Source organism: Psychrobacter sp. P2G3, assembly GCF_001593285.1.
Lineage (GTDB): Bacteria > Pseudomonadota > Gammaproteobacteria > Pseudomonadales > Moraxellaceae > Psychrobacter.
This window is the reverse complement of record NZ_CP012529.1, coordinates 3,226,980-3,240,456: the sequence shown is the minus strand read 5'-3', so window position 1 is coordinate 3,240,456 and position 13,477 is coordinate 3,226,980. Positions and strand designations below refer to the sequence as shown.

The 13,477-nt window shown below is 46.3% G+C and carries 2 protein-coding genes, 4 tRNA genes and 6 rRNA genes; 11 read left to right on the top strand and 1 reads right to left on the bottom strand.

All coding sequences use genetic code 11. The annotated features are described in order from the left end of the window. Positions 1-673 precede the first annotated feature (673 nt). The 10 genes from AK823_RS13280 (at position 674) to rrf (AK823_RS13235) (ending at position 12,260) form a co-directional block, all read left to right on the top strand. Positions 674-2,212 (top strand): 16S ribosomal RNA (locus AK823_RS13280). A 93-nt stretch (positions 2,213-2,305) separates the two neighbouring features. Further along, positions 2,306-2,382: transfer RNA gene (locus tag AK823_RS13275), tRNA-Ile, on the top strand. A gap of 8 nt (positions 2,383-2,390) precedes the next feature. Further along, a tRNA-Ala gene (locus tag AK823_RS13270) sits at positions 2,391-2,466 on the top strand. A gap of 365 nt (positions 2,467-2,831) precedes the next feature. Then, positions 2,832-5,692 (top strand): 23S ribosomal RNA (locus AK823_RS13265). A 181-nt stretch (positions 5,693-5,873) separates the two neighbouring features. Continuing rightward, positions 5,874-5,988 (top strand): 5S ribosomal RNA (rrf, locus tag AK823_RS13260). Positions 5,989-6,945: 957 nt separating this feature from the next. Further along, a 16S ribosomal RNA gene (locus tag AK823_RS13255) occupies positions 6,946-8,484 on the top strand. Between the two features lie 93 nt (positions 8,485-8,577). Beyond that, positions 8,578-8,654: transfer RNA gene (locus AK823_RS13250), tRNA-Ile, on the top strand. An 8-nt stretch (positions 8,655-8,662) separates the two neighbouring features. Continuing rightward, positions 8,663-8,738, top strand: a tRNA-Ala gene (locus AK823_RS13245). Positions 8,739-9,103: 365 nt separating this feature from the next. Continuing rightward, a 23S ribosomal RNA gene (locus AK823_RS13240) occupies positions 9,104-11,964 on the top strand. A 181-nt stretch (positions 11,965-12,145) separates the two neighbouring features. Then, positions 12,146-12,260, top strand: a 5S ribosomal RNA gene (gene rrf, locus AK823_RS13235). The 16S, 23S and 5S rRNA genes sit together here with 4 tRNA genes alongside, the layout of an rRNA operon. A 151-nt stretch (positions 12,261-12,411) precedes the next feature. Here rrf (AK823_RS13235) and AK823_RS13230 read toward each other — a convergent pair. Then, positions 12,412-12,624 (bottom strand): DUF1289 domain-containing protein, encoded by a 213-nt coding sequence (locus tag AK823_RS13230; RefSeq protein WP_068329852.1) that lies wholly within the window; start codon positions 12,622-12,624, stop codon positions 12,412-12,414. Positions 12,625-12,811: 187 nt separating this feature from the next. Between AK823_RS13230 and AK823_RS13225 the strand changes: the two genes are divergently transcribed. Further along, positions 12,812-13,471, top strand: a complete 660-nt coding sequence (locus AK823_RS13225) for a YqiA/YcfP family alpha/beta fold hydrolase (RefSeq protein ID WP_068329850.1) — start codon at positions 12,812-12,814, stop codon at positions 13,469-13,471. Positions 13,472-13,477 lie beyond the last annotated feature (6 nt).

Sequence of the window (13,477 nt, the reverse complement as noted above, 5' to 3'; positions counted from 1 at the left end):
ATCAAAAAAGTTAAAGATAATAGGTCATAGGAATTATAAAAGTACTCCAAACCGTATGATCTAGTAGTCTACCTAGATCTAAATAGCGATTCTTAGTATATTATACAGGAATTAGAAAATACCTTTCATTGTAACCTATTGAAAAATATCTGTTATTTTATATTTCCTAGAATTAATCTAAAAAGCTTAGAGAAAGCGGTTGACACCCAGCTCAAACTGTCTATAATACGCCCCACAGCAAGGGAATAGCAGCGAAATTAGTAAGAAGGTTTACTACTAACGAAGCGACTATCTTACTGAAGAACTTAAAATAAAAGCTTGACAGATCAAATCATTATGATATGATAGTCAGCTCGCTTCAAGGCATAACCCATATGGTTTAAGTCAATGAAGTGGAAAGCAATACCCTATATATCAACTACTGGACGACAGTAGATTGACACTATTTAAAAGCATAACTAAAGAACAACTTGTGTGGATTTTTGCTGATTCAGAATGCTAAAAAATAAAGTTGACTATCTTTTCTTTTCGGGAAGATTATTAACTATAAAAATTATCATTTAAGACAGCAGAAAAACTCAAAGTTAATTCATTACGAACATAATTTTTAGCGATTTGCCAGATTAAATGAGCCAAGTTTAGAAGTCTCTTTAAAGGACTTCATAGCAAGATTAAACTGAAGAGTTTGATCATGGCTCAGATTGAACGCTGGCGGCAGGCTTAACACATGCAAGTCGAGCGGTAACATTTCTAGCTTGCTAGAAGATGACGAGCGGCGGACGGGTGAGTAATACTTAGGAATCTACCTAGTAGTGGGGGATAGCTCGGGGAAACTCGAATTAATACCGCATACGACCTACGGGAGAAAGGGGGCAACTTGTTGCTCTCGCTATTAGATGAGCCTAAGTCGGATTAGCTAGATGGTGGGGTAAAGGCCTACCATGGCGACGATCTGTAGCTGGTCTGAGAGGATGATCAGCCACACCGGAACTGAGACACGGTCCGGACTCCTACGGGAGGCAGCAGTGGGGAATATTGGACAATGGGGGCAACCCTGATCCAGCCATGCCGCGTGTGTGAAGAAGGCCTTTTGGTTGTAAAGCACTTTAAGCAGTGAAGAAGACTCCGTGGTTAATACCCACGGACGATGACATTAGCTGCAGAATAAGCACCGGCTAACTCTGTGCCAGCAGCCGCGGTAATACAGAGGGTGCAAGCGTTAATCGGAATTACTGGGCGTAAAGCGAGCGTAGGTGGCTTGATAAGTCAGATGTGAAATCCCCGGGCTTAACCTGGGAACTGCATCTGATACTGTTAGGCTAGAGTAGGTGAGAGGAAGGTAGAATTCCAGGTGTAGCGGTGAAATGCGTAGAGATCTGGAGGAATACCGATGGCGAAGGCAGCCTTCTGGCATCATACTGACACTGAGGCTCGAAAGCGTGGGTAGCAAACAGGATTAGATACCCTGGTAGTCCACGCCGTAAACGATGTCTACTAGTCGTTGGGTCCCTTGAGGACTTAGTGACGCAGCTAACGCAATAAGTAGACCGCCTGGGGAGTACGGCCGCAAGGTTAAAACTCAAATGAATTGACGGGGGCCCGCACAAGCGGTGGAGCATGTGGTTTAATTCGATGCAACGCGAAGAACCTTACCTGGTCTTGACATATCTAGAATCCTGCAGAGATGCGGGAGTGCCTTCGGGAATTAGAATACAGGTGCTGCATGGCTGTCGTCAGCTCGTGTCGTGAGATGTTGGGTTAAGTCCCGCAACGAGCGCAACCCTTTTCCTTAGTTACCAGCGGGTTATGCCGGGAACTCTAAGGATACTGCCAGTGACAAACTGGAGGAAGGCGGGGACGACGTCAAGTCATCATGGCCCTTACGACCAGGGCTACACACGTGCTACAATGGTAGGTACAGAGGGCAGCTACACAGCGATGTGATGCGAATCTCAAAAAGCCTATCGTAGTCCAGATTGGAGTCTGCAACTCGACTCCATGAAGTAGGAATCGCTAGTAATCGCGGATCAGAATGCCGCGGTGAATACGTTCCCGGGCCTTGTACACACCGCCCGTCACACCATGGGAGTTGATTGCACCAGAAGTGGATAGCTTAACCTTCGGGGAGGCGTTCACCACGGTGTGGTTGATGACTGGGGTGAAGTCGTAACAAGGTAGCCGTAGGGGAACCTGCGGCTGGATCACCTCCTTATAGATGGCATTCGGTCAGCAAGAATTCACAACAAGTTGTTCTTTAGTTTAAGCTAGTTTATTAAAGCCTAGGCGTGATATATATGCGCTCTATAGGCCTGTAGCTCAGCTGGTTAGAGCACCGTGTTGATAACGCGGGGGTCGGCAGTTCAAGTCTGCCCAGGCCTACCATTATTTCAGGGGCCATAGCTCAGTTGGTAGAGCGCCTGCCTTGCACGCAGGAGGTCAACGGTTCGACTCCGTTTGGCTCCACCATATAATAAACTATTCTTTAGTATGCAAATAAATAAGTAGATGTATAAATAGAAACAAGTGATTCAGCCAATAGGTATTGATTACTTCTTTCTGTTTTATACAGAATCTGTGGCTCGACGAGAGCACAGAGACTATTTAAAAACATAGATATGAGTCTGGGTTAGGAACACGTGTTCACGCGTTGTTCCTAACCTTAATAATCGACCTCTTAACGACATCAGTTGTTATCCCAGGGGTTGATTATTAAAAAAGTAAAGAGAACTGAATCAAGCGTATAAACATAGGTGATATCGTTATCATAATTAGATTGTAGAACACTTAGGAATCTAACTCTATTTATAGAGAAAGACTACTTGGGGTTGTATGGTCAAGTAATGAAGCGCACATGGTGGATGCCTTGGCAGTCAGAGGCGATGAAAGACGTGACAGCCTGCGATAAGCTTCGGGGAGGCGGCAATATCCTGTGATCCGGAGATTTCTGAATGGGGAAACCCACTTACCATAAGGTAGGTATCTTGTACTTGTACAAGAAGCGAACGAGGGGAAGTGAAACATCTCAGTACCCTTAGGAATAGACATCAAATGAGATTCCCCAAGTAGCGGCGAGCGAACGGGGAGAAGCCGATTAGTGCTAATGTAGAAGAACAGCGTGGGAAAGCTGACCGTAGTAGGTGATAGTCCTGTATTCGAAACATTAGCGTTAACATATTAAGTAGAGCGGGACACGAGAAATCCTGTTTGAAGATGGGGGGACCATCCTCCAAGGCTAAATACTCCTGACTGACCGATAGTGAACCAGTACCGTGAGGGAAAGGCGAAAAGAACCCCTGTGAGGGGAGTGAAATAGAACCTGAAACCGTGTGCGTACAAGCAGTGGGAGCCTTAATTTATTAGGGTGACCGCGTACCTTTTGTATAATGGGTCAGCGACTTATGTTCTGTAGCAAGGTTAACCGTTTAGGGGAGCCGTAGGGAAACCGAGTCTTAATAGGGCGTTTAGTTGCAGGGCATAGACCCGAAACCGAGTGATCTATCCATGAGCAGGTTGAAAGTGCCGTAACAGGCACCGGAGGACCGAACCCACTGTCGTTGAAAAGCCAGGGGATGACTTGTGGATAGGGGTGAAAGGCTAATCAAACTCGGTGATAGCTGGTTCTCCCCGAAAGCTATTTAGGTAGCGCCTCGGACGAACACCATTGGGGGTAGAGCACTGTTTCGGCTAGGGGGTCATACCGACTTACCAAACCGATGCAAACTCCGAATACCGATGAGTGATATCCGGGAGACACACAGTGGGTGCTAACGTCCATTGTGGAGAGGGAAACAACCCAGACCGCCAGCTAAGGCCCCAAATTCCTAGTTAAGTGGGAAACGAGGTGGGAAGGCATAGACAGCTAGGAGGTTGGCTTAGAAGCAGCCATCCTTTAAAGAAAGCGTAATAGCTCACTAGTCGAGTCGGCCCGCGCGGAAGATGTAACGGGGCTCAAACTAGGAGCCGAAGCTGCGGATTTGAATTTGTTTTCAAGTGGTAGGGGAGCGTTGTGTAAGCCTGTGAAGGTGTATCGTAAGGTATGCTGGAGGTATCACAAGAGCGAATGCTGACGTGAGTAACGATAATGCGAGTGAAAAGCTCGCACGCCGGAAGATCAAGGGTTCCAGTCCAACGTTAATCGGGGCTGGGTGAGTCGACCCCTAAGGCGAGGCCGAAAGGCGTAGTCGATGGGAAATCGGTTAATATTCCGATACTTGTTTATAATGCGATGGAGGGACGGAGAAGGTTATGTCAGCCTGGCGTTGGTTGTCCAGGTGAAAGGATGTAGGTTTATAGCTTAGGTAAATCCGGGCTATTTCATACCGAGATCTGATAGCAAGCTGTACTTGTACAGCGAAGTGGCAAATACCATGCTTCCAGGAAAAGCTTCTAAGCAATAGTTATAAACGAATCGTACCCTAAACCGACACAGGTGATCAGGTAGAGAATACCAAGGCGCTTGAGAGAACTCTGCTGAAGGAACTAGGCAAAATGGTACCGTAACTTCGGGAGAAGGTACGCTGTTGATGGTGATAGGACTTGCTCCTTGAGCTGTTGGCAGTCGCAGATACCAGGCTGCTGCAACTGTTTATTAAAAACACAGCACTCTGCAAACACGAAAGTGGACGTATAGGGTGTGATGCCTGCCCGGTGCTGGAAGGTTAATTGATGGGGTTAGCGTAAGCGAAGCTCTTGATCGAAGCCCCAGTAAACGGCGGCCGTAACTATAACGGTCCTAAGGTAGCGAAATTCCTTGTCGGGTAAGTTCCGACCTGCACGAATGGCATAATGATGGCAGCGCTGTCTCCAGCAGAGACTCAGTGAAATCGAAATCGCAGTGAAGATGCTGTGTACCCGCGGCTAGACGGAAAGACCCCGTGAACCTTTACTACAGCTTTACATTGAACTTTGACCTGACTTGTGCAGGATAGGTGGGAGGCTTTGAAGCCGAGACGCTAGTCTCGGTGGAGCCAATCTTGAAATACCACCCTGGTCATGTTGGGGTTCTAACTCAGGTATAACAATACCGAGGACAATGTATGGTGGGTAGTTTGACTGGGGCGGTCTCCTCCTAAAGAGTAACGGAGGAGTACGAAGGTGCGCTCAGACCGGTCGGAAATCGGTCGTAGAGTATAAAGGCAAAAGCGCGCTTAACTGCGAGACCCACAAGTCGAGCAGGTACGAAAGTAGGTCTTAGTGATCCGGTGGTTCTGTATGGAAGGGCCATCGCTCAACGGATAAAAGGTACTCTGGGGATAACAGGCTGATACCGCCCAAGAGTTCATATCGACGGCGGTGTTTGGCACCTCGATGTCGGCTCATCTCATCCTAGGGCTGAAGCAGGTCCTAAGGGTATGGCTGTTCGCCATTTAAAGAGGTACGCGAGCTGGGTTTAGAACGTCGTGAGACAGTTCGGTCCCTATCTACCGTGGGCGTTGGAAATTTGAGAGGATCTGCTCCTAGTACGAGAGGACCAGAGTGGACGAACCTCTGGTGTTCGGGTTGTCACGCCAGTGGCATTGCCCGGTAGCTACGTTCGGATGGGATAACCGCTGAAAGCATCTAAGCGGGAAGCCCACCTCAAGATTAGATTTCCCTAAAGAGCCGTTCAAGACTAGGACGTTGATAGGCAGGGTGTGGAAGCACAGCGATGTGTGTAGCTAACCTGTACTAATTGCTCGTTTGGCTTGACCATACAACACCCAAGTGGTTTGTATACAAGTCTAATTAATCTATCTTGTATGAGCTGTAGTGGCTTATAAAGTAAGAATATTTCGATATCACCTTAAACCTTGATTCAGTTAGGTTTATGTTGACAGGCCTCAAGTAATATTGAAGTCATAAGAACAACAACAGACTCATATCTAACCCCCTTTGCTGACGACAATAGCACGATGGCCCCACCTGATCCCTTCCCGAACTCAGAAGTGAAACATCGTTGCGCCAATGGTAGTGTGGGTCCGCCCATGTGAGAGTAGGTCATCGTCAGCTCTCTATTCCTGAAAACCCCCCAACGTTAATTCGTTGGGGGGTTTTCTTTGTCTATAATAAATTCTTTTATAATCTAATAATTTAACGTCTATAAGTCTACTCAAATTGATTTTTTACTGTATTGAGATTGTTGGTTAGGGATATGAATGCTAAATTTACAAGATAATAAATTGTTATGCGTATAGTTTCGATTATTCTTCTGTATATATCCAGCTTGACGCTCTTGTGACCTTATCAAACAATATACTTATTCTATGTTGTTAGTAGAGTTACTATTTATTTAGCTTATTTAAAACGATATATTTCAATGAGTTATTATATATATAAAATAAACTCTACAAAGCCCCTTGACGCTCAGCTGAAACCGCGTATAATGCGTCCCAGTCGGAAGGGAAGGTAGTTTGAGAAGTGGTTCACCACTTATTGAGAACGCTTCTAGGTAAATTACTTTTAATTCAGTTTAGAATAAAATAATTTACTGCTTGACACCTCGTTAAAAGGGTCTATAATACGCCCCTCAATGAGACAAACGGCAATGATTGCAGTGTATTATTACACAACAATAACCCAATTAACTTATTGAAACGAAACAAAATAAAAGCTTGACAGATCAAATCATTATGATATGATAGTCAGCTCGCTTCAAGGCATAACCCATATGGTTTAAGTCAATGAAGTGGAAAGCAATACCCTATATATCAACTACTGGACGACAGTAGATTGACACTATTTAAAAGCATAACTAAAGAACAACTTGTGTGGATTTTTGCTGATTCAGAATGCTAAAAAATAAAGTTGACTATCTTTTCTTTTCGGGAAGATTATTAACTATAAAAATTATCATTTAAGACAGCAGAAAAACTCAAAGTTAATTCATTACGAACATAATTTTTAGCGATTTGCCAGATTAAATGAGCCAAGTTTAGAAGTCTCTTTAAAGGACTTCATAGCAAGATTAAACTGAAGAGTTTGATCATGGCTCAGATTGAACGCTGGCGGCAGGCTTAACACATGCAAGTCGAGCGGTAACATTTCTAGCTTGCTAGAAGATGACGAGCGGCGGACGGGTGAGTAATACTTAGGAATCTACCTAGTAGTGGGGGATAGCTCGGGGAAACTCGAATTAATACCGCATACGACCTACGGGAGAAAGGGGGCAACTTGTTGCTCTCGCTATTAGATGAGCCTAAGTCGGATTAGCTAGATGGTGGGGTAAAGGCCTACCATGGCGACGATCTGTAGCTGGTCTGAGAGGATGATCAGCCACACCGGAACTGAGACACGGTCCGGACTCCTACGGGAGGCAGCAGTGGGGAATATTGGACAATGGGGGCAACCCTGATCCAGCCATGCCGCGTGTGTGAAGAAGGCCTTTTGGTTGTAAAGCACTTTAAGCAGTGAAGAAGACTCCGTGGTTAATACCCACGGACGATGACATTAGCTGCAGAATAAGCACCGGCTAACTCTGTGCCAGCAGCCGCGGTAATACAGAGGGTGCAAGCGTTAATCGGAATTACTGGGCGTAAAGCGAGCGTAGGTGGCTTGATAAGTCAGATGTGAAATCCCCGGGCTTAACCTGGGAACTGCATCTGATACTGTTAGGCTAGAGTAGGTGAGAGGAAGGTAGAATTCCAGGTGTAGCGGTGAAATGCGTAGAGATCTGGAGGAATACCGATGGCGAAGGCAGCCTTCTGGCATCATACTGACACTGAGGCTCGAAAGCGTGGGTAGCAAACAGGATTAGATACCCTGGTAGTCCACGCCGTAAACGATGTCTACTAGTCGTTGGGTCCCTTGAGGACTTAGTGACGCAGCTAACGCAATAAGTAGACCGCCTGGGGAGTACGGCCGCAAGGTTAAAACTCAAATGAATTGACGGGGGCCCGCACAAGCGGTGGAGCATGTGGTTTAATTCGATGCAACGCGAAGAACCTTACCTGGTCTTGACATATCTAGAATCCTGCAGAGATGCGGGAGTGCCTTCGGGAATTAGAATACAGGTGCTGCATGGCTGTCGTCAGCTCGTGTCGTGAGATGTTGGGTTAAGTCCCGCAACGAGCGCAACCCTTTTCCTTAGTTACCAGCGGGTTATGCCGGGAACTCTAAGGATACTGCCAGTGACAAACTGGAGGAAGGCGGGGACGACGTCAAGTCATCATGGCCCTTACGACCAGGGCTACACACGTGCTACAATGGTAGGTACAGAGGGCAGCTACACAGCGATGTGATGCGAATCTCAAAAAGCCTATCGTAGTCCAGATTGGAGTCTGCAACTCGACTCCATGAAGTAGGAATCGCTAGTAATCGCGGATCAGAATGCCGCGGTGAATACGTTCCCGGGCCTTGTACACACCGCCCGTCACACCATGGGAGTTGATTGCACCAGAAGTGGATAGCTTAACCTTCGGGGAGGCGTTCACCACGGTGTGGTTGATGACTGGGGTGAAGTCGTAACAAGGTAGCCGTAGGGGAACCTGCGGCTGGATCACCTCCTTATAGATGGCATTCGGTCAGCAAGAATTCACAACAAGTTGTTCTTTAGTTTAAGCTAGTTTATTAAAGCCTAGGCGTGATATATATGCGCTCTATAGGCCTGTAGCTCAGCTGGTTAGAGCACCGTGTTGATAACGCGGGGGTCGGCAGTTCAAGTCTGCCCAGGCCTACCATTATTTCAGGGGCCATAGCTCAGTTGGTAGAGCGCCTGCCTTGCACGCAGGAGGTCAACGGTTCGACTCCGTTTGGCTCCACCATATAATAAACTATTCTTTAGTATGCAAATAAATAAGTAGATGTATAAATAGAAACAAGTGATTCAGCCAATAGGTATTGATTACTTCTTTCTGTTTTATACAGAATCTGTGGCTCGACGAGAGCACAGAGACTATTTAAAAACATAGATATGAGTCTGGGTTAGGAACACGTGTTCACGCGTTGTTCCTAACCTTAATAATCGACCTCTTAACGACATCAGTTGTTATCCCAGGGGTTGATTATTAAAAAAGTAAAGAGAACTGAATCAAGCGTATAAACATAGGTGATATCGTTATCATAATTAGATTGTAGAACACTTAGGAATCTAACTCTATTTATAGAGAAAGACTACTTGGGGTTGTATGGTCAAGTAATGAAGCGCACATGGTGGATGCCTTGGCAGTCAGAGGCGATGAAAGACGTGACAGCCTGCGATAAGCTTCGGGGAGGCGGCAATATCCTGTGATCCGGAGATTTCTGAATGGGGAAACCCACTTACCATAAGGTAGGTATCTTGTACTTGTACAAGAAGCGAACGAGGGGAAGTGAAACATCTCAGTACCCTTAGGAATAGACATCAAATGAGATTCCCCAAGTAGCGGCGAGCGAACGGGGAGAAGCCGATTAGTGCTAATGTAGAAGAACAGCGTGGGAAAGCTGACCGTAGTAGGTGATAGTCCTGTATTCGAAACATTAGCGTTAACATATTAAGTAGAGCGGGACACGAGAAATCCTGTTTGAAGATGGGGGGACCATCCTCCAAGGCTAAATACTCCTGACTGACCGATAGTGAACCAGTACCGTGAGGGAAAGGCGAAAAGAACCCCTGTGAGGGGAGTGAAATAGAACCTGAAACCGTGTGCGTACAAGCAGTGGGAGCCTTAATTTATTAGGGTGACCGCGTACCTTTTGTATAATGGGTCAGCGACTTATGTTCTGTAGCAAGGTTAACCGTTTAGGGGAGCCGTAGGGAAACCGAGTCTTAATAGGGCGTTTAGTTGCAGGGCATAGACCCGAAACCGAGTGATCTATCCATGAGCAGGTTGAAAGTGCCGTAACAGGCACCGGAGGACCGAACCCACTGTCGTTGAAAAGCCAGGGGATGACTTGTGGATAGGGGTGAAAGGCTAATCAAACTCGGTGATAGCTGGTTCTCCCCGAAAGCTATTTAGGTAGCGCCTCGGACGAACACCATTGGGGGTAGAGCACTGTTTCGGCTAGGGGGTCATACCGACTTACCAAACCGATGCAAACTCCGAATACCGATGAGTGATATCCGGGAGACACACAGTGGGTGCTAACGTCCATTGTGGAGAGGGAAACAACCCAGACCGCCAGCTAAGGCCCCAAATTCCTAGTTAAGTGGGAAACGAGGTGGGAAGGCATAGACAGCTAGGAGGTTGGCTTAGAAGCAGCCATCCTTTAAAGAAAGCGTAATAGCTCACTAGTCGAGTCGGCCCGCGCGGAAGATGTAACGGGGCTCAAACTAGGAGCCGAAGCTGCGGATTTGAATTTGTTTTCAAGTGGTAGGGGAGCGTTGTGTAAGCCTGTGAAGGTGTATCGTAAGGTATGCTGGAGGTATCACAAGAGCGAATGCTGACGTGAGTAACGATAATGCGAGTGAAAAGCTCGCACGCCGGAAGATCAAGGGTTCCAGTCCAACGTTAATCGGGGCTGGGTGAGTCGACCCCTAAGGCGAGGCCGAAAGGCGTAGTCGATGGGAAATCGGTTAATATTCCGATACTTGTTTATAATGCGATGGAGGGACGGAGAAGGTTATGTCAGCCTGGCGTTGGTTGTCCAGGTGAAAGGATGTAGGTTTATAGCTTAGGTAAATCCGGGCTATTTCATACCGAGATCTGATAGCAAGCTGTACTTGTACAGCGAAGTGGCAAATACCATGCTTCCAGGAAAAGCTTCTAAGCAATAGTTATAAACGAATCGTACCCTAAACCGACACAGGTGATCAGGTAGAGAATACCAAGGCGCTTGAGAGAACTCTGCTGAAGGAACTAGGCAAAATGGTACCGTAACTTCGGGAGAAGGTACGCTGTTGATGGTGATAGGACTTGCTCCTTGAGCTGTTGGCAGTCGCAGATACCAGGCTGCTGCAACTGTTTATTAAAAACACAGCACTCTGCAAACACGAAAGTGGACGTATAGGGTGTGATGCCTGCCCGGTGCTGGAAGGTTAATTGATGGGGTTAGCGTAAGCGAAGCTCTTGATCGAAGCCCCAGTAAACGGCGGCCGTAACTATAACGGTCCTAAGGTAGCGAAATTCCTTGTCGGGTAAGTTCCGACCTGCACGAATGGCATAATGATGGCAGCGCTGTCTCCAGCAGAGACTCAGTGAAATCGAAATCGCAGTGAAGATGCTGTGTACCCGCGGCTAGACGGAAAGACCCCGTGAACCTTTACTACAGCTTTACATTGAACTTTGACCTGACTTGTGCAGGATAGGTGGGAGGCTTTGAAGCCGAGACGCTAGTCTCGGTGGAGCCAATCTTGAAATACCACCCTGGTCATGTTGGGGTTCTAACTCAGGTATAACAATACCGAGGACAATGTATGGTGGGTAGTTTGACTGGGGCGGTCTCCTCCTAAAGAGTAACGGAGGAGTACGAAGGTGCGCTCAGACCGGTCGGAAATCGGTCGTAGAGTATAAAGGCAAAAGCGCGCTTAACTGCGAGACCCACAAGTCGAGCAGGTACGAAAGTAGGTCTTAGTGATCCGGTGGTTCTGTATGGAAGGGCCATCGCTCAACGGATAAAAGGTACTCTGGGGATAACAGGCTGATACCGCCCAAGAGTTCATATCGACGGCGGTGTTTGGCACCTCGATGTCGGCTCATCTCATCCTAGGGCTGAAGCAGGTCCTAAGGGTATGGCTGTTCGCCATTTAAAGAGGTACGCGAGCTGGGTTTAGAACGTCGTGAGACAGTTCGGTCCCTATCTACCGTGGGCGTTGGAAATTTGAGAGGATCTGCTCCTAGTACGAGAGGACCAGAGTGGACGAACCTCTGGTGTTCGGGTTGTCACGCCAGTGGCATTGCCCGGTAGCTACGTTCGGATGGGATAACCGCTGAAAGCATCTAAGCGGGAAGCCCACCTCAAGATTAGATTTCCCTAAAGAGCCGTTCAAGACTAGGACGTTGATAGGCAGGGTGTGGAAGCACAGCGATGTGTGTAGCTAACCTGTACTAATTGCTCGTTTGGCTTGACCATACAACACCCAAGTGGTTTGTATACAAGTCTAATTAATCTATCTTGTATGAGCTGTAGTGGCTTATAAAGTAAGAATATTTCGATATCACCTTAAACCTTGATTCAGTTAGGTTTATGTTGACAGGCCTCAAGTAATATTGAAGTCATAAGAACAACAACAGACTCATATCTAACCCCCTTTGCTGACGACAATAGCACGATGGCCCCACCTGATCCCTTCCCGAACTCAGAAGTGAAACATCGTTGCGCCAATGGTAGTGTGGGTCCGCCCATGTGAGAGTAGGTCATCGTCAGCTCTCTATTCCTGAAAACCCCCCAACGTTAATTCGTTGGGGGGTTTTCTTTGTTTGGCTTTTATTCCTAGTGACTGGTGCAGCAAATCCTATTTATCTGAACAATTTAAAACAACCCACCTGTCTCCACTATCTCTTCAAAGTCGAATCCTAGCTACTCGCCTTTACGCTGCCTCATCTGCTCGACACGCTGCTTACGTCCAACGATTAGCCGTAGCACCTCACGACGCTGTTCCGTCGTCATGTTATGCCATAACTGACGCTCAGGGCGACTACGCAAGCAGCCAAAGCAATAGCCTTTTCTATTGCTTTGGCAAACACCAATGCATGGATTGGCAATCTCGAACAGTTCAAACTGCTGATTCATGGCTGCTCCATCGCTATTATCATTATTCCTTTAACGTCGGCAATCTCATCGTAAAACACTATTATGTCGCAAATACTAAATAATAGCGTGCCGTTTTATTGTTACTGTTTCTGGTGACTCAATGCTATGCTGAGTCTTTATTATCCATACATAGTAATCATAACAAAATTAATAAGTGAGATTATACGTGAACGTTATTTATATTCATGGGTTAGACAGTGATGCTAACTCCACTAAAGGCAGATTGTTAGAGGATTATTGTCGCCAGTACCAACCTGATATTAATGTATTGCGCCCTGATTTAAATAAAACGCCTGACCAAGTTTTTAGTCAAATACTGTCGTCAATCGAAAGTTTAAATAAAAAAAACAAAAATGCTGAAGGTGATCAATTTGAATCGTCAAATACGGTATTGGTCGGTAGCTCATTAGGCGGTTATTTTTCTACCTTAGTCAGTAACCATACAGGTTGCCCAGCGCTATTGTTAAACTCTAGTACTCAACCCCATGTTACCCTGCAGCGATTTGCCAATGAATTTATATTGGATAGTAATAACGATGACAAAGCATCGAAGAATCAGATTCTTTATACCACAACAGGTGGCTGGCCAATAACGGTAGCAGATTTAGAATGGTTTGCAGACAATCAGCTATTAAAAATTAATTATCCTGATAAAGTTTCTGTTTTAATTAAAGAAGGTGATGAATTATTAGATCCTAATCTGTCCAAAACCTTTTACCAACAGCAAGGAGCGACAGTAGCTTTGCAAGCGGGTGGTGATCATAGATTTAGTGACTTCGGTGAGCAATTGCCAATGGTAATTGGTATGCTACGGCAGTTGCTATAAGTTCCA